This window comes from Acidobacteriaceae bacterium (assembly GCA_035944135.1).
Taxonomy (GTDB): Bacteria; Acidobacteriota; Terriglobia; order Terriglobales; family Acidobacteriaceae; genus Granulicella.
This window is the reverse complement of sequence record DASZBM010000010.1, coordinates 518,187-534,654: the sequence shown is the minus strand read 5'-3', so window position 1 is coordinate 534,654 and position 16,468 is coordinate 518,187. Positions and strand designations below refer to the sequence as shown.

15 protein-coding genes are annotated in these 16,468 nt (G+C 62.2%); 7 read left to right on the top strand and 8 right to left on the bottom strand.

Annotation, left to right across the window (positions count from 1 at the left end):
• Positions 1-693 precede the first annotated feature (693 nt).
• Complete coding sequence (locus tag VGU25_16815) at positions 694-1,263, bottom strand: GNAT family N-acetyltransferase (protein HEV2578869.1); 570 nt, start codon at positions 1,261-1,263, stop codon at positions 694-696.
• Positions 1,260-2,264 carry a Gfo/Idh/MocA family oxidoreductase gene (locus VGU25_16810; protein HEV2578868.1) on the bottom strand — a complete coding sequence of 335 codons (1,005 nt, stop codon included), beginning with the start codon at positions 2,262-2,264 and terminating at the stop codon, positions 1,260-1,262. Before VGU25_16810 ends, VGU25_16815 begins: the two co-directional genes overlap by 4 nt.
• A gap of 74 nt (positions 2,265-2,338) precedes the next feature.
• Here VGU25_16810 and der point away from each other — a divergent pair, with 74 nt between their 5' ends.
• On the top strand, positions 2,339-4,273 hold the full coding sequence (gene der / locus VGU25_16805; protein ID HEV2578867.1) for a ribosome biogenesis GTPase Der: 1,935 nt from the start codon (positions 2,339-2,341) through the stop codon (positions 4,271-4,273).
• A gap of 100 nt (positions 4,274-4,373) precedes the next feature.
• Here der and VGU25_16800 read toward each other — a convergent pair whose 3' ends face one another.
• The 3 genes from VGU25_16800 to VGU25_16790 form a co-directional block, all read right to left on the bottom strand.
• Positions 4,374-4,592 (bottom strand): hypothetical protein, encoded by a 219-nt coding sequence (locus VGU25_16800; GenBank protein ID HEV2578866.1) that lies wholly within the window; start codon positions 4,590-4,592, stop codon positions 4,374-4,376.
• 20 nt (positions 4,593-4,612) lie between these two features.
• On the bottom strand, positions 4,613-5,494 hold the full coding sequence (locus VGU25_16795; GenBank protein HEV2578865.1) for a hypothetical protein: 882 nt from the start codon (positions 5,492-5,494) through the stop codon (positions 4,613-4,615).
• Between the two features lie 288 nt (positions 5,495-5,782).
• Positions 5,783-6,856, bottom strand: a complete 1,074-nt coding sequence (locus VGU25_16790) for a hypothetical protein (protein ID HEV2578864.1) — start codon at positions 6,854-6,856, stop codon at positions 5,783-5,785.
• Positions 6,857-7,104: 248 nt separating this feature from the next.
• On the opposite strand from VGU25_16790, the gene VGU25_16785 reads away from it, so the two are divergent.
• Positions 7,105-8,817: a hypothetical protein gene (locus VGU25_16785; protein ID HEV2578863.1), complete on the top strand. Its 1,713-nt coding sequence runs from the start codon at positions 7,105-7,107 to the stop codon at positions 8,815-8,817.
• 5 nt (positions 8,818-8,822) lie between these two features.
• Here the strand turns inward: VGU25_16785 and trmFO are convergent, their stop codons facing one another.
• The 3 genes from trmFO to VGU25_16770 are packed head-to-tail and all read right to left on the bottom strand — an operon-like array spanning position 8,823 to position 11,402.
• On the bottom strand, positions 8,823-10,202 hold the full coding sequence (gene trmFO, locus VGU25_16780) for a methylenetetrahydrofolate--tRNA-(uracil(54)-C(5))-methyltransferase (FADH(2)-oxidizing) TrmFO (GenBank protein ID HEV2578862.1): 1,380 nt from the start codon (positions 10,200-10,202) through the stop codon (positions 8,823-8,825).
• Between the two features lie 6 nt (positions 10,203-10,208).
• Positions 10,209-10,736: a GNAT family N-acetyltransferase gene (locus tag VGU25_16775; protein ID HEV2578861.1), complete on the bottom strand. Its 528-nt coding sequence runs from the start codon at positions 10,734-10,736 to the stop codon at positions 10,209-10,211.
• Between the two features lie 18 nt (positions 10,737-10,754).
• Positions 10,755-11,402: a hypothetical protein gene (locus VGU25_16770; protein ID HEV2578860.1), complete on the bottom strand. Its 648-nt coding sequence runs from the start codon at positions 11,400-11,402 to the stop codon at positions 10,755-10,757.
• Between the two features lie 79 nt (positions 11,403-11,481).
• On the opposite strand from VGU25_16770, the gene VGU25_16765 reads away from it, so the two are divergent.
• The 5 genes from VGU25_16765 (at position 11,482) to VGU25_16745 (ending at position 16,460) form a co-directional block, all read left to right on the top strand.
• The gene (locus tag VGU25_16765; protein HEV2578859.1) at positions 11,482-12,828 is read left to right on the top strand and encodes a glycosyltransferase N-terminal domain-containing protein; all 1,347 of its coding nucleotides are present in this window, start codon (positions 11,482-11,484) and stop codon (positions 12,826-12,828) included.
• Positions 12,825-13,919, top strand: coding sequence for a tetraacyldisaccharide 4'-kinase (gene lpxK / locus VGU25_16760; GenBank protein HEV2578858.1), 1,095 nt, complete (start codon positions 12,825-12,827; stop codon positions 13,917-13,919). Before VGU25_16765 ends, lpxK begins: the two co-directional genes overlap by 4 nt.
• Positions 13,920-13,941: 22 nt before the next feature.
• Positions 13,942-14,952 (top strand): glycosyltransferase family 9 protein, encoded by a 1,011-nt coding sequence (locus tag VGU25_16755; GenBank protein ID HEV2578857.1) that lies wholly within the window; start codon positions 13,942-13,944, stop codon positions 14,950-14,952.
• A 93-nt stretch (positions 14,953-15,045) separates the two neighbouring features.
• Positions 15,046-15,624 carry an isoprenylcysteine carboxylmethyltransferase family protein gene (locus VGU25_16750; GenBank protein HEV2578856.1) on the top strand — a complete coding sequence of 193 codons (579 nt, stop codon included), beginning with the start codon at positions 15,046-15,048 and terminating at the stop codon, positions 15,622-15,624.
• Positions 15,625-15,644: 20 nt separating this feature from the next.
• Positions 15,645-16,460 carry a DUF3108 domain-containing protein gene (locus tag VGU25_16745; GenBank protein HEV2578855.1) on the top strand — a complete coding sequence of 272 codons (816 nt, stop codon included), beginning with the start codon at positions 15,645-15,647 and terminating at the stop codon, positions 16,458-16,460.
• Positions 16,461-16,468 lie beyond the last annotated feature (8 nt).

Sequence of the window (16,468 nt, the reverse complement as noted above, 5' to 3'; positions counted from 1 at the left end):
TGGTGAGGGGCGGCACGCGGTAGGTCTATGATAATCGCCGTTTATTCGCCCGCGGGTCTAGGCCCTCAACCACGACTGGGACCGCGGACGAATCGAGCGACGAAATAGACGGCGGTCGCGAACATCAGGAGGATCTGAACGAGCAGCAGAAGCCATCCGGCTCCATGAAGCAATCGCACTATGGTCTTTGGGGCGAGGAAAAGTGCTGCGATCAGAGTGAGATAGATAACCCAAGCGCTAATGAGTACTTGTTTGAAGTGTGATGGACGTGGATTGCGTAGAGCATCATCGACTGAACGTGCCGGACTCTCCCGCCGTTTCGGTAAGTAGACACCCAAGTAGTACAAAACTGCGGTCCAGCAGACTCCAATCAACATCAGAAATCGAACAGTGGGGGTATCTCCGAAACGAGAGTGTCCGCGTGTCTTCTGGTAGCGGCGCATTCCTCCCCACAGGAAGACGGCACTCAGGGGACCGAGAACGCCGATTGCTCCCCCTTCTATTTGCGACAAGATTCCGGTGTCGTGGAGTAGAAGCGGTGAGAAGAGAAAGACTGTCAAGAGACACGTAAAAGCTGCGGACACTCCGAAGAGCACAGCCGCAGAGTTGCTGGTGATCCATTCATCGCTAATCCGGCTCCAAAACCATCTGAATCCCATCGCTCAGAAGTATGCATTGGAATTTCGGAGTGTGTCATTCATCTTTTGTGTGTACGAACCGACCGCGGAAAGCATGCCATTCGTCGGCGGTGAGCTCCCAGATTTCTGCAGGGAGGTGGCCGCAGACGAAGGCGTGGTCGGGCTCGATGGCGACGAGGCGCATGCCGGTCTTCTCAGAAATGCGGCGCGAGGCGAGGTTGCCGACGGCTTTGGGGACGCGGAGGCGGGTGAAGCCGAGGGTGTCGAACCAGAAGTCGTTGGTGGCGATGACGGCTTCAGTCATGATGCCGCGGTTGTGAAATTCGGGGGCGAGCCAGAAACCGCGGTTGAGGTCGTCGCCGCGGGAGAGAGTGATGGAGCCGATGATCTGGTCTGGTGCGGATTTTAGGCGGAGGGTCCAGTTCCATTCGTCGCCGCGCTGCATGGCGGGGAGCATGCGGTCGCGCCAGTGGTTGAGGACGCCGTCGGGTGGGAAGGGCCAGGGGACGCCGGCGTTGAGGAACTGCACGATCTCCCATTGCGGGAAGATGCGCTGGACCTGCTCGGCGTCTTCGAGGCGAATGGGTGTGAGCAGGAGACGGGTGGTTTGGAGGGTGGGCGTCATGCCTCTCCGACGCGCTCGCGTTGGCCGGAGTGCCAGCTCTTGAAGGCGGCGTCGAGGATGTGCTGGTTGTGGACACCTTCGGTGCCGGGGCCGAGGAATTGTTCTTCGCCGCGTAGGGCCTGGGCGAAGTTGTCGATCATGCGGGTGTAGGCGTCTGCGTTCGAGACGGTGTTGGTGTTGACGTGGGCGCCTTTGCGGCGGAGGACGACATCGACGGGGTGGTCGACGGTCATGCCGTTTTCGGCGATGAGGACGCCTTCGGCGCCGACGATTTCGATCTGCGTCCGGTACTGGGCGCGGGCGGAGACGTTGACGCTGGCGAGGACGTTGTTGGCGAACTCCAACTGCATGGAGGCCGAGGCTTCGACGGCGCCGGAGTGGGCGTCCTGTGTGGCGATAGTGGAGACGCTCTTTGCGCGAGTGTTGTCCAGGATGAAGCGGAGGGTGTCGATGCAGTGGACGCCGACATCGCCGATGGGACCGCCGGCGGCGAGGGTGGGATCTGTGATCCAGGGGCGACGGGAAAATTGCGCGGCGTAGTTGAACTCGGCGTGCGCGGTGCGGGGATCGCCGATCTCGCCGGCGGCGACGCGGGAGCGGATCTGCTGGATGGCGTGGGCCCAGCGGTAGTGGTGCGCGACTCCGAAGAGGACGCCTGCGGCGTTGGCACCGGCGAGCATGGTGTCGGCATCGGCGGCGTTGGAGGTGAGCGGCTTTTCGCAGAGGACGGGCTTTTTGTGGGCGAAGGCGAGCTGCGCGTCGGCGAGATGAAGGGCGTCGGGGCTGGTGATGAAGATGGCGTCGATGTCGGGCGAAGAGCAGAGGGCTTCAGGAGATGGGAAGGCGAGGAGGCCGTGGGCGGCGGCATCGCGGGCCGCTTTGGCGGGGTCGCGGCGATGGAAGCCGACTAGCGTGGCGTGCTGGCAGTTGCGGAACGAAGGGACAAGGCGGAAGGCGGCGTGGTAGCCAAAGCCGAGAATGCCGAAGCGAATGGGTTGCATGGGGGTCCTGTCGCGCGGTGAGTGTGCGAGTGCGCCGCGTGCGACCATGGTAAGCGAACGGGATTGAGGATTTTATGGCACCGAAGCGCGATCAGAAAAAGAGGATGGGCAAGAAGCATCGGCAGGCGAGCACGCGGCCGCGCAAGGGGAAGGCTCCGCGGACGGGCGCGCAGATGGCGAATGTTGCGCCGAAGAAGCGCAAGGCGTTGAGTACGAAGAAGGCAGCGGAGGCGAAGGCGGCGAGGACGCCGAAGCGCAGCCCGGAGCGCGAGCGGACGGTTCGGCTGGATGGTGCGCGGACGGAGCGCGGGGCATCGGCGAGCCGCGGCCACGGATCGGAACTGCGGGCGGAGCAGGATGAGCGCGAGAGCGGCTATGTGGAGGCACGGAAGGCTAAGGCGACACTGCGGCTCGGCGGTGCAGGAAGCCGTCACGGAGAGCGCGAAGACCGTGAGTTGGAGAACCTGGCGAACGAGCTTCTCGAAGCGACCGAGGGGGCTTCGCACGACGCGGCGGAGATGCCACTGGTGGCGATCTGCGGAAGACCGAATGTGGGCAAGTCGACGCTGTTCAACAGGATTACCGGGACGCGACGGTCGATTGTGGGCGACGAGCCGGGCATTACGCGCGACCGCATCTATGGCGAGACGGAGTGGGCCGGGCGCGTGGTGCGCATTGTCGACACGGGCGGCGTGGTGCCGGATGATGAAGCGCTGATCCCGGCGGAGATCTTCCGCCAGGCGCGCGTGGCGCTGGATGAGGCGGACGCGATTGTGATGGTGGTGGACGGGCGGACGGAGCTGGCGGCGCCGGATAGGGAGCTGGCACGGCTGCTGATTCGCAATGGGGGCGCGAGGCCGCTATTTCTGGCGGTGAACAAGATGGATTCGGCGGAGTTGGAAGCGGGCGCAGAGAACTTTCGCACGCTGGGTTTCCGACATGTGTTGCCGATCTCGGCGGAGCATGGGATTGGCGTGGCGGATCTGCTGGATGATGTTTGGGCCGCGCTGCCTCCGGAGACGGTGAGCGAAGAACCGACAGAGAACATGGAGGGGTTCGAGGAGCACGCCGAGGAAGACGAGGGTGATGCGATCGCGGAGGCTTCGCTGAGTGGAAATGGCGAGAAGCCGCGCGAGCGGAAGTTGAGGACGCACGGCGAGCACGTGCAGCGCGAGACGAAGGTTGCCATTATTGGGCGACCGAATGTGGGCAAGAGCACGCTGCTGAATGCGCTGACGGGAACCGATCGAGCGATTGTGAGCCCGATTGCGGGGACGACGCGCGATGCGGTGGATGAGGTGGTGCATCGCGGCGGGCATGATTTCCGGTTTATCGATACGGCCGGGATTCGGCGCAAGGGTAAGACGAAGTTGATGGCGGAGAAGCTGAGCGTCGTGATGAGCCGCAAACATCTCGAGGCTGCGGATGTCGCTCTGCTGATGATCGACGCGACGGAGGGCGTGACAGGGAGCGATGCGACGATTGGCGGCTACGCACATGAGAGCGGGCGCAGCGTGATCATCGTGATCAACAAGTGGGATTTGATGACGGAGGTTGGCGCAGACGGGAAACGCTTGTTCGATGGAAAGGCGCCGGCGGATAAGAAAGTCTATGAGCAGCAGGTGAGGGATGCGCTGAAGTACCTGGATTATGCGCCGGTGTTGTTTGTGTCAGCGGCGGAGTCGAAGGGCGTCGAGGAGATCTTCAAGAAGGTGGAACTGGTCGCGAGGGAGCGGCGGAAACGGATCTCAACAGGGGCGATGAACCGGTTCCTGGACCAGATTGATTTCCAGCGCGCGAGCGTGCCGATGAACCGGCGCGTGAAGATTTATTACATGACGCAAGCGGCGGTGGCTCCGCCGACGTTTGTGCTGTTCACGGACCGCGATGTGAAGCTGCACTTCAGCTATGAGCGCTTTCTCGCGAACGAGATTCGGGCGGCGTTCCGGTTTATTGGAAGCCCGATCTGGTTCAAGGTAAGGGCGCGGAATAAGAAGCGGGCGGAGTAATGGTTTCGAGGGTTCCTTGGCGATCCGCCGCAAAATGCCCTTGACGCAAAGGGCGCAAAGGTAAAGCGCGCGAAGGTGCGCCACGGCGGTGTTGCCGGGTCTAGCTGTCCTTGCGGTAGAGCATGTCGCGCATGACTTTGCGGCGCTCGGCGTTGGCTTCGGCGAGGGCTTTGCCCTGGAAGCCGCTGGCCGAGGCGCGTGAGGCAGCTTCAGCTTCCGGTGTGCTGCACTCGGGGCAGCGGTTGGCGTAGCCGGGCTTGTTGGGGCGCAGTTCGAACTCCTCTCCGCAGAGGACACAGGTTTTGATCGGGAACGGCATAGGTCGATTTTAACGCGTGTCTATACGGGTGGTGAAGTGTACAAAGCGGGCGACCAGGCCTGCGGCGAACGGGTGGGCAGGACAGGGGCGGGTGGCTCCACAAGGAGCTGACCGAGAAGCGGATAGCGGCCACCGAGGAAGAAGATGGCGTAGGCCTGCAGGAACGTAAAGAGGAAGCCGAAGAGGCATATGATGCCGACGGCTATCACGACGAAAAGTGCGAGGGCGAGGATGACCCAGCCGCCAATCATTCCTGCGCGAGCGCCGGCGCCGGCGGTGTGAAGAGCGGCCCAGAGGCCGTACCCAACGCCGGCAAGCGGGCCGCCGGTGATGAGGCCCAGAACGACGATCAGGATCTCTGAGACAAGCACGCCGGCCATCGTGAGGCAGAACCGGAGCAGAAGATAGAGCGCGACCGGGCCGGGTTCAGTGCGAACGAGTGCGAGGACGCGACGCACGGTTTCGCGGAGGGGTGTGCCTTCGAGAGCCATGGAGGGCAGAGCGAAGTCCCGCAGAAGGACTGTCGCGATGCTGAGTGCGAGCACGACGAGTGCAAAGAGGACGGCGAGCGTGAAACCGATGAGGACGAAGCCGACGATGTGCGAGTTGTCGCCGTGGGACTGCTGCGTGACGGCGTGGATGACGTAGAAGACGCCCGGAACGAGGATGGGCGCGATACAGGCGAAGGCACCGACGAAGAGCAGGATCTTCAGGCCCATCCAGCGCCAGGTGGCAGCCCCGTAGCGGCGCCATATGGGAGCGACTGTAGTCTCGCTGCGCAGGACGACATGGAAGATGGTGAACTGCAGCCGTGAGGAGAGATAGAAGAAGACGAGACCGATGAGAAGACCGACGATGGCGGCGATGACGATGATCATGATGATCGCCGCGGTAACGGGCATCGAGGGGCTTCCGCCACCGGCGTGCGAGTTGTGGAACGGCGGCGAGAAGGAGAAGCTGCCGCTCATCATCTCGGCGAAGAAGGCGACGGCGGCGATCTTGAAGAAGAGACGCGGGTCGCGCGGACCGAGCAGGAGACGGCGGGTGTGTTGCCAGGCGGGAGTGATGGCGTCGGTGGCCAGAGAGCGGTGTCATGCTGCACCTCTTTGTCGAATAGCCCAGACTGATATACGGCGAAGAGCTCTGATGGGTTCCCCGCGCGCTAAACGTATGCTGTACCGGGGCTTAGCTCAGGCCGATGGCGGCGGGTAAGGAGGGTAATAGGAAGGATTCCATGGCTGCGGGACGGCCGGCTGTGGAGGCGGCGTGGAGCGCGCGAGCAGTTCCCCAAGCAGTGGATAGCGGCCGGAGAGGAAATAAATCGAGTAGGACTCGAAGAAAGTGAGCAGCGATCCAAGGCCGATGACCATGACGTAAACAAGGAGTACGAGGAAGAGAACGATTCCAAGAGCGATGGCGAGGCCAATGAGCACTGCAGTGGGAACGCCCACGAGATGCAGAAGGAAGCCGATCAGCAGAGCGACAAGGCCAACGACCACGAACACCAGGAACATGACGATCTGGAGTGCGAAGTTGAGCGCCATGTAGCCAACGAAACCGAGCACAATCTTGAGCAGGCAGTAGAGGGCGAACTGGCCGGGTTCGGCGCGGACGAGCCTGCCGAAGCGGCGAAAGGCTTCACCGAGCGGGATGGACTCGAGCGCCAGCGACGGGACGATGAAGTCGTAGCCGAGTGAGCCGAGGAAGTAGAGAAGGATGAAGATGGCGTAGACGCCGAGGAATCCGCCGTAGAAGGTAACGAAGAACTCTGGCGGCGGCATCTGGCCGGGCTTGAGCGCGGACATGGAGCGCATGAGCTCGAGGAGGCTACGGCCGTAGGCCGCGATGGGGAGAGCGAAGGCGGCGGTGATTGCAAACCCTGCAACCACTTTGAGCCATGTCCATGAGGCATAGACGCTGCGGTGCTTGCGCCAGAGCGGAGCGATGAATTGCTCGCGATTAAGGACGACCTCGAAAAAGGCAAACTGCAGACGTGAGAAGAGAACGAAGAGGAAAAGAAAAACTGCGGTGAATACGGTACAAGCCGTGATGAGCGCGACGGCGAATGGCTCGCCAGCACGATGTGCGGCAGGCAGAAACATCAGGTAGACAAGTGGGAAAGGCAGAAAGAGATTGCCGGCGGTGGCAAGATAGCCCGTTGCACAGAGCTTCCAGGTGCGGCCTCTCATAAAAGGAGAAAAGAGGATGAGCCTGGTGCGCGAGAACGATGGCGAGATGCAGTCGGCTGCGCTGAGTGGAGACATGGTTGGTTACGCGCAGCGTAGCACGCAGCTCATCCGGGAGCTACAGGTTTTTCCCGGCAAATTGCCTGCATCCGGATGTGGCGGCGAATCGGGCGGGCGAGAGTGCACGTCATTGGAGATGCCGAGAGCTATAGTGCTGTCATATGTATTTCCCTTTGAGCGCGCGTAAGGCGTTTTTCTGCTGTGTATTGGGAACAGTTCTGAACTGTAGTTCGAATACAAGTTTTGCGCAGCAAGGCGCGAGCGGCATGGCGGGTATGAATATGCCGGAGATGAAGCCGATCCCGGCGCCGGATCAGCTCCCCGTTCCGCAGCGTATGACGGGAATTGGGAACAGCCACATCAAAATCACGGCGACACCGGAGGCACAGGCGTGGTTCGACCAAGGTTTGAGCCTGGAGCATGATTTCTGGGACTACGAATCGGCAAAGGCGTACGAGCAAGGCATCCGAGTGGATCCGAACTGTGCGATGTGCTACTGGGGTTTGTTTCAGATTGAAGGGTTTCGAGACCGGATGCCGACGCGCAACTACGGCTTGGCAGCGCTTAAGCAGGCGAGCCGGTTGAAGGCGCAGGTGAGCCCGGCGGAACAGCTGTACATCGAGGCAGCTGAGGCGGAGTCGCCGGCCAAGGAGGGGCAACATCCCGAGGTGGCGATCCTGCGGAAGCTGGTGGCGCTGGATCCGCAGGATGTAGAGGCGCGGATCTTTTTGGCCGGTGCGTTGATGGATGGCTTCGACGACAAGAATGAGCCGAAGGCCGGAACGCGCGAAGGAATTTTCATTCTGCAAGGCGTGCTGCGCGACGCGCCGAACGATTCGGCGGCGAACCACTACTGGATTCATGCGATGGAGCCGGGCAATTATCCGGAGCGCGCGATTGAGAGCGCCGAGAAGCTGGCGAGCCTGGCGCCAAACTCGGGACACATGGTGCACATGCCGGGACATATCTACTACCGCGTGGGAGACTACGCGACGGCAGAGCACTGGTTTGCGGCGTCGATGGAGGTGGACGAGCGTTACATGCGCGAGCAGCACGTGAGTCCTGATGATGACTGGAATTACGTGCACAACATGATGTACGCGATCGCCAACCTGATGGAGCAAGGCAAGCTGGCGCAGGCGAATGCGCTTTCGGACCGGCTGGGCAATGCGCGCGGACAGCTTTCGACGACGCTGTACATCTGGTCTTCACGAGACGACATGGCGCGCATCAACAATCGGCTGCCGGTGGCGCTGCGGATGGGAGACTGGGAGGGCGTCGTGAAGCTGCTCGATGCCGAGAAAATTCCGGCGCAGGAGAGCTCGAAGAATCTGCGGGCTCTTAGCGCAGCACTGCGCGAGTATGCGGCTGGCATGGCGGCGGTGGACGGGAACGATCTCGCTGCGGCGAAGGCAGCTTCCGACGCGATGGATGCGGGATTGTGGCGCGCGGAGAGCACGCAGGGCGACAAGATGAAGATGGGAGACTCGGCGACGAAGCATGATGATGCCAGCAAGCCCGCAACGATGCCCATAATGCCGGATGCCGATTCGGAGCCGATGTTGAAGGCGATGCGTATCGCGTCGCTGGAACTGCGGGCGGCGATCTTGATCAAGGATAAGAATCTGTCGGAGGGCAAGGGCCTTTTTTCGGAGGCTGCGCGGCAGGAAAAGGCGTTGGGGTACCACGAACCGCCGGGATATGTTCGCCCTGTGGCGGAGACCGACGGCGACGCGCTGTTGAAAGCCGGTGACTACGCAGGCGCGAAGGCAGCATTCCAAGCAGCGCTTGTTGAGCGGCCGAACTCGGGGTTTGGGCTGTATGGGCTGGCTCGAGCTGAGGACCTTGGTGGAGACAAAGTGGCGGCGAAGCGGGATTATGAGGCCTTCCTGAAGGCGTGGAAAGCCGCAGATCCGGCGCTGCCGCAATTGGCGGAAGCACGCAAGGCATTGAACGTGCAGGTGGCGTCAGGACGCTAAAAAGCCTAGATGGCTTGAGCGGTGACGGCTGGGGCTGAGGATGCAGCCAGCCACTCGTTCCATGCGTTGAGGGCGCGTTCGCACTGGATGCGATGACGCTCTTTTTTGTCGCGGATCTTCTTGCGGAGATCGTCTTCGAGTGGCGGCAGGAGGTCGAAGGTGATGTTGGCGGGCTGGAAGTGCTTGCTTTCAGCGTGCGTGATGTAGTGCGTGAGTGAGCCGTTGGCGGTTAGCCGTGGCGGAGGTGTGGGCCGTTCGCCACGCGCGAGAGCGGCGGCGAAGCGTCCGGCGAGGAGGCCGGAGGCGATGGATTCGGTGTAGCCTTCGACGCCGGAGAGCTGGCCGGCGATGAGGATGTTGGGGTGCTGCTTGAGTTGCAGTGTTTCAGTGAGCAGCGACGGTGCGTGGATGTAGGTATTGCGGTGGATCTGGCCGTAGCGCAGGAAGGTGGCGTTCTCGAGGCCGGGGATGAGGCGGAGGACGCGGGCTTGCTCGCCGAACTTCAGGTGGTTCTGGAAGCCGACGAGGTTGTAGCTGTCGGCGCGGAGATTTTCCTGGCGGAGCTGCACGACAGCGTAGGGCCACTTGCCGGTGCGCGGGTTGGTGAGGCCGGCGGGCTTCATTGGGCCGAAGCGGAGGGTGTCGCGGCCGCGGCGGGCGGTTTCTTCGATGGGCAGGCAGCCCTCGAAGTACTGCAGCTTGGCGGAAGTCCCTGTGGGGATCTGTTCCCATTCTTTGGATTGGACTTCTTCGGCGGAGGTGAGGGCGTCGAGGAAGCGGTCGTACTCCTCTTTGGTGAAGGGACAGTTGATGTAGTCGGCGGTGCCTTTGTCCCAGCGCGCGGCGAAGTAGACCTTGTCCATGTCGATGGTGGAGGCGTCGACGATGGGCGAGATGGAGTCGTAAAAGGCGAGGTGGTTGGCGCCGGTGAGGCGCTGGAGTTCGGCGGCGAGCGGCGAGGAGGTGAGCGGGCCGGTCGCGAGAATGGTGATGGTATCCGGATCGTCCTCGTGGAGTTGCATGATCTCTTCGCGCTGGATGGTGATGCGCGGGTTGCGCTCGAGTTGCTCGGCGACGCGGCGTGAGAACTCGATGCGGTCGACCGCGAGCGCGTGGCCGGCGGGGACGGCGGAGGCGTCGGCTGCAGCGAGGAGGAACGAGTTTGCCCGGCGCATCTCCTGTTTCAGAAGCCAGGGCGCGGTGTTCTCGGACTCGGACTTGAGGGAGTTGGAGCAGACGAGCTCCGCGAAGTCGGCGGTCTGGTGGGCTTCGGTGGAGCGCAGCGGGCGCATCTCCGAGAGTGTGACGTTGCAGCCGAGTGCGGCGGCCTGGAGAGCGGCTTCGGGGCCGGCGAGTCCGCCCCCGATGATGTGGATATGCTTCATGCTCCTCTAGGATAGGTCGTTCTGAGCGGCGAGGGCAGTTAACGCGTCGCCCGAGAGGCGCATGATGCGCCATTCGGTTTGCATGCGGGCGCCGAGGCGATGGTAGACGGCGATGGCGGGTTCGTTCCAGTCGAGGACGTCCCACTCGAGGCGCGGGCAGTCTTCGTCGATGGCGATGCGCGCGAGGTTTGTGAGCAAGGCGCGGCCAATTCCCTTTCCGCGCAGCGCGGGTGTGACGTAGAGGTCCTCGAGGCGGATGCCGTGGTGGCCGAGCCAGGTGGAGTAGCTGTTGAAGAAGAGTGCGAAGCCGGCGGGGGTGGTGGCGGTGTCTTCGATGAGCTCGGCGATGAGGGTGCGGAAACGGATGGGTAAGTTGAGCGCGGTGCCGTCGGGCGCGAGGGAGAAGCCGTCGCGGAGGAGATCGGCTTCGGTCGCAATGACGGCCTCGGGCTCGCGCTCGTAGATGGCAAGCTCGTGGATGAAGCGGAGCATCGTGGGGACGTCAGCGGGCGTGGCGGGACGGATATTGATCATGAAACGAGATCGTCTGCGTTAGTGGCTGGTTTGGATTGGGGCAGCAATAGGAGCGAGCCGGATCTCGAAGGTGTCGAGAGATTTGTTTGTGGCGGCCCAGCGAACCTTGCGCAGCTCAATGGTCGCGCCTTTGAGTTCATCCTGGCCGAGGTCGCGAACGTCGTAGTAGAGCCACCCAGCTTCAGTAGCGTGCGGCGCAATGGTGGATGTTTTGAAGCCGAAGTCCGCATCGTCGAGACGAATCTGGTTGTCAACAGGCTTTGGCTTCTTGTGAATGATGATTGGAATAGGCGTCGTTGGAATCTCTTGCTTGCGAGCCGGCCAGATGCCGCGATCGAGTTCTTCCGGTGTCGCAGCGTTTTCCTCGGTATCGTTAGCAGCCACGAAGAGAATGCGCGCGTCGTCGAGCGAAAGGGGCTGCGAAGAGTCGTTGGTGACGATGATGCGGATGGGCATAAAGCCATGGCCGAGGTAGTCGAGGCGGGTATGCGGCGCGGTTTCCTTGGTGTCGCCGGGGTCGGCAGCGATGGTGATCTGCTCGTGCGTGTCGTGCGCCGGGTACTGCGCGGCTGGAAGCGGCGGGGGGGCCTTGCGGGGCTTGTCGGCGTGAGCGGCGAGCGGTGCCGCCAAGATGAGAGTGATGAGGAGCCGCAACTGGAAAGACATACCGTTGAATTATCCTCTGGGGAATGCGACGCGAGCAAAGTGAGATGGTATGCGGCGTGAGCGCCGGTGAGCGTGCGCCATGATGTGGCTCTATAGCGCGCTGCTGATGACGGCCCTGGTGGTGAGCTCTCCGTGGTGGATTGCACGGATCCTCACGACCGAACGCTATCGGGAGGGCATCTCTGAGCGCCTGGGGAATGTTCCACAGCGGTTGCGGGAGGCTGTCGCGGGGTTTGCCGAGCAGCGCCGCGTGGTTTGGGTGCACGCGGTCAGCGTGGGCGAGGTGCTAGCGGCATCGCGGATGGTGCGCGAGTTGGAAACGGCCTTAGGCGAGCAGGACGAGCGCTGGCGCGTGGTGGTGTCGACCACAACTCGAACGGGTCAGGCGCTGGCCAGGGAACGTTTCGGGGCGGATCGGGTTTTTTATTTTCCGCTGGACTTCGCCTTTGCCGTGCGGCCGTATCTGCGGCTGTTGAATCCCGCTGCGCTGGTGCTGATGGAGAGCGAAATCTGGCCGCGCGTGCTGCGCGAGTGCCGCCGTGCAGAGGTCGTGGTGATGGTGGTGAATGCGCGAGTGAGCGACCGGTCATTTGCGCGTGGGATGACGGTGCGCAGGGTGTGGGGACGCGTGCTGGCGCAGGTAGACCTATGGTTGACGCAGAGCGAGGAGGATGCGCGCCGGCTGGTCGAAATGGGAGCGAATGCAGAGGTCGTGCGGGCGATTGGGAACCTGAAGTATGACGTCCGTGCACGCAAGGAAAGCAAGGTTGCGGCGTTGATCAAAGAGGCTGCTGCGGGAAGACAGATCGTCGTGGCAGGGAGTACGACGGACGATCCGAGCGGAAAGCGAGCTTCGTGGGAAGAGTTCGCGGTGCTTCATGGATGGCGAAAGGGGGCAACTCACGCACCGATAGGGGCTTTGCTGGTGCTCGCACCCAGGCACCCCGAGCGGTTTGCGGCGGCGGAAGCTGCCGCGTTTGAATTTCGCTATGCGCTGGTGAGTAAGTGGCTGGCACGCGAGACGATCGGAGTCAAAAGCGATAAGCCGCGCGAGGTCGTGATCCTGGATACGATCGGTGATCTTGCCGCGGTGTATGGAGTGGCGGACGTTGCCTTTGTGGGAGGAAGCCTTGTGAAGCGCGGCGGCCACAATCCGCTGGAGCCTGCGCAGTTCGGCGTGCCGGTGGTGATTGGACCGTCGTACGAAAATTTTCGGGACATCGTTTCCACGATGCAGAAGGCGAACGCGATTCGGGTCGTGGAGAACCGCGACGAGTTGCGGGAGACACTTGTCGAACTGCTTTCGAACCGCAAGGTTGCGCAAGCTATGGGCGAGAGAGGACGCGTCGTATTTGAGAAGCAGCAGGGCGCCACCCGCCATGCAGTGCGCGTTATTGTGGAGGTGTTGCGGGGAGGCACGCCGTGAGTGCACGCAGGCCGTGGGCGTGGCCGCTGGTTCCGCTGTATCGCGCGGTGATCGCGCTGAAGGATGGGCTGCGAAGGGCCGGTCTGCTGAAAGTTCGACGACTGGAACGGCCGGTGGTGAGTGTGGGCTCGATCTCGGCTGGCGGCGCGGGCAAGACTCCGGTAGTGATTTCGCTGGCGAAGATGCTGCGGGCGCGCGGGTGGGACGTGGATGTGCTCTCGCGCGGGTACGGGCGAATTGGGCACGGAGTGGAGTGGGTCGCTGCGATGGGAGATCGCACAGCAGAACGATATGGCGATGAGCCTGTGGTGATTGCACGGGCGACGGGTGTTCCGGTTTGGGTAGGCGGAAACAGGTTCGCCGCGGGACGGGCGGCAGAGAGCGGCGTTGCGAGTGAAGTGCGCGGGGCCGATGCAAATCATAACCATAACCACGTGGATGGCGAGGCGACGAGTCAGCCATCGCGGAGTGTGAAGGCTGTCCACCTGCTAGACGACGGGTTTCAGCACAGGCAGTTGGCGCGCAATTTTGATGTAGTACTGGTGACGGCAGAGGACCTCGACGACACGCTGATGCCTGCGGGTAATCTGCGCGAGCGTTTTGGCGCCCTGCGGCGCGCGGATGCGATTGTGATTCGTGAAGACGAACTGGAAGACGTCAAGGAGCGCGCGTGGAAGCTGATGCGCGAAGGCGCACAGATGTGGGTTGTGCGAAGGAAGCTCGTCTTCCCTGCACCGCTGCTCGTCTTTACTGCAGGGCTGCGGCCGGTGGCGTTCTGCGCGATCGCGCGGCCGGAGGGATTTCAGGCGATGCTGATTGCGGCCGGCTGCGGCGTTGTGGACACGATCGTATTTCCAGATCACCATGCCTACGGGATGCATGACATGGAGAGAATCCTCGAGCTGGGACGCCAGTTGAATGCGACGGGCTTCGTGACAACAGAGAAAGACAACGTGAAGCTGACGAAGGCGATGTGTGAGCGGCTGGAGACGCTTGGGCCGTTGATGACGGTGGGGCTCGAGGCGGAGTTCGCGGACGCGAACGCGGTGGTGGGTGCGTTGGAAGCGCGGCTGGGAGAACAGCGCGCGTGAAGTTATCAAGGGCGGAGCAGGCGTGAGGTTACTAATTGTCCGGGTTGGGGCGCTCGGTGACGTGTTGCACGCGCTACCGGCGGCGGCCGCGCTGCGCAATGCGCAACCTGATTGGACGATCGACTGGGTCGTGGATCCGAGATGGGCGCCGCTGCTGGTGAACAGCGAAGGGCACGGAGAGATTGTGAACCGCATTCATCTCGCCGAGACAAAGATGTGGAGCGCGGCGCCGCTCTCTTGGAAGACGCTGCGCTCCATTGCGAAGCTGCGCAGAGAGCTGCGTAATGAGCGGTACGAGGTTGTGGTCGACATGCAAGGGACTATGCGGTCGGCGGTGATTGGACGTTTTGCGCGAGCGCGAGAGTTTGTTGGCTACGACAATCCGCGCGAGGCCGCGGCAGCTCATCTGTACCGGAGTACGCAGCGACGGATCGGCAAGCACATAGTGGAGCAGGGAGCGGGGCTGCTGGGTGCGGCATGCAACATTGCTTTGCAGCCCGCTGCCGTGAAGCTGCCGCACGAGCGCTGGGCGGAGGATTGGGCCGCGGAGTTCGTGGAAGATCGCAAGGTGTGTCTGCTGGCGGCCTCGGCCGGATGGGGAGCGAAGCAGTGGCCGGCAGAGCGCTATGGAGAGTTGGCGCGCGAGATCCGCGCGATGGGATACGTTCCGCTAGTGAATGCGCCGAAAAAGGATGATGCAGTGGCGGCGAGTGTTGTCGCGGCCGGTGATGGCGCGGCGGAGGCTGTGGTGTGCAATGTCGCCGGACTGATTGCGCTGATGCGGAGAACGTCGCTGCTGGTGGGAGGAGATTCGGGACCGACGCATCTGGCAGCGGCGCTGGGGATTCCATTGGTCGCGCTGTACGGGCCGACGGATCCGGCAAGGAACGGACCATGGGGATCAGGACCGATGCGCGTGATCCGCAGCGTCGGGTCGGTGACGAGTCACAAGCGTGTGGCGGAGATCGATGCGGGGCTAGCCAGGATCACGGTGGATGAGGTACTGCGTGAGGTGACTACCCTTGTGGGCTGAGCTGCAAAAACAGGTTCCTCGCCTGTGGTTCGGAATGACAAACAGGAAAAGCAGCCGCAACAGCAACAACAACACATCTGCGAAGATGGAGTGATGGCAACAGAGCGGAGGGGATGGCAGAAGATTGCGCGCAGGGCACGCGTGCCGCTGGGCTTTGTCGTCGCAGCCGTGTTCCTCATCTTTGCGCGCCCGACGTGGACGACGCTGGTAGTTGGGCTGGTGCTTGTGCTTCCGGGATTGTGGCTGCGTGGCTATGCGGCTGGGTATGTGAAGAAGAATGCTGAACTGACGCGCACGGGCCCATACGCATACACACGCAATCCGTTGTACCTGGGGTCGATGTCGATTGCAGCGGGGTTTGCGGTCGCTGCCGGCCGATGGTGGTTGGTCGTGCTGCTGATTGCGATGTTCCTTGCGATTTATGTGCCGACGATCCTGTCCGAAGAGGAATTTCTGCGGGGCACCTTTCCACAATTCGAGGAATATGCGCAACGCGTGCCCCGCCTGCTCCCACGGCTGACACCGGCGCGATTTGCAGACACGGAACGGGGGATGGGCAGGTTCTCGCACGAGCGGTACCGTCATCACCGCGAGTACAATGCCAGCATCGGTGCGGCTGCATTGTATGTAGCCCTTATTCTTCGCATGTGGCTGTACCGCGGGCATTTCTAGAGGCAAGGAGAGACGGCATTTTGAAGGCCTGGATGTGCTCGGCTCTACGAACCGTCTCCGCGCTTGGCGCGACCATGGCCGTGGCAGTTGGGCTGAGCGCACAGATTCTGTCGCGAACGCCCGCGCCGCAGAGGCCGATCCCTCCGTTGCAGCCGCCCGTTCCCGGATTCGAGTATCCCCAGCACCAGACCCTGACCTTTTCAGTTGACTGGCGCGTATTTACGGCAGGAATTGCAGTCTTTCACCTTGATCAGGTTGGCGAGACGATGAAACTCTCCGCGACCGCCGATACGATTGGCGCCATCAACATGCTGTTTCCCGTGGTCGATCGCTTCCAGTCAGGCTTCAATCTGCAGACCGGATGCTCGGGCGGATTCAACAAACAGATTCAGGAGGGCCGGCGGAAGATGGCGAGCGAGTTGATGTTCGACTACACGCGCGGCCGGCAGACGCAGAACGAGCGCAACCTGGTCAAGGGAACGGCAACGCACAAAGAGGCGAATATCCCTGCCTGTGTGGCAGATTCGCTTTCGGCCATCTTCTATGCGCAATCGCAGCCGCTGAATGTGGGGCAGACAATGTATTTTCCTCTGGCGGACAGCATGCGGACGGTGACGGTCGGGATGAAAGTTGAGTCGAAAGAAGAGATTAAGACACCCGCGGGCACCTTTCAGACCGTCAAAGTGCAAGCGACTGCCGATGAGGGCGTGGTGAAAAACCGCGGCCAGATATGGATCTGGTACACGGACGACACGCGCCATTTACCGGTGCAGATGCAGGCGCGGCTGTTCTGGGGAACGATTACGTTTCACCTGCAGTCAATTGAACAGAAGTAAGGCGCCGG

What these genes read in the sequence shown, in the direction of transcription:
- VGU25_16810 (HEV2578868.1), bottom strand. Translation starts at nt 2,264, where the DNA reads ATGCAACCCATTCGCTTCGGCATTCTCGGCTTTGGCTACCACGCCGCC.
- VGU25_16775 (HEV2578861.1), bottom strand. Translation starts at nt 10,736, where the DNA reads ATGATCAATATCCGTCCCGCCACGCCCGCTGACGTCCCCACGATGCTC.
- trmFO (HEV2578862.1), bottom strand. Translation starts at nt 10,202, where the DNA reads ATGAAGCATATCCACATCATCGGGGGCGGACTCGCCGGCCCCGAAGCC.
- VGU25_16795 (HEV2578865.1), bottom strand. Translation starts at nt 5,494, where the DNA reads ATGCCCGTTACCGCGGCGATCATCATGATCATCGTCATCGCCGCCATC.
- VGU25_16785 (HEV2578863.1), top strand. Translation starts at nt 7,105, where the DNA reads ATGGCGGGTATGAATATGCCGGAGATGAAGCCGATCCCGGCGCCGGAT.
- VGU25_16750 (HEV2578856.1), top strand. Translation starts at nt 15,046, where the DNA reads ATGGCAACAGAGCGGAGGGGATGGCAGAAGATTGCGCGCAGGGCACGC.
- VGU25_16765 (HEV2578859.1), top strand. Translation starts at nt 11,482, where the DNA reads ATGATGTGGCTCTATAGCGCGCTGCTGATGACGGCCCTGGTGGTGAGC.
- der (HEV2578867.1), top strand. Translation starts at nt 2,339, where the DNA reads ATGGCACCGAAGCGCGATCAGAAAAAGAGGATGGGCAAGAAGCATCGG.
- VGU25_16790 (HEV2578864.1), bottom strand. Translation starts at nt 6,856, where the DNA reads ATGTCTCCACTCAGCGCAGCCGACTGCATCTCGCCATCGTTCTCGCGC.
- VGU25_16770 (HEV2578860.1), bottom strand. Translation starts at nt 11,402, where the DNA reads ATGTCTTTCCAGTTGCGGCTCCTCATCACTCTCATCTTGGCGGCACCG.
- VGU25_16815 (HEV2578869.1), bottom strand. Translation starts at nt 1,263, where the DNA reads ATGACGCCCACCCTCCAAACCACCCGTCTCCTGCTCACACCCATTCGC.
- VGU25_16800 (HEV2578866.1), bottom strand. Translation starts at nt 4,592, where the DNA reads ATGCCGTTCCCGATCAAAACCTGTGTCCTCTGCGGAGAGGAGTTCGAA.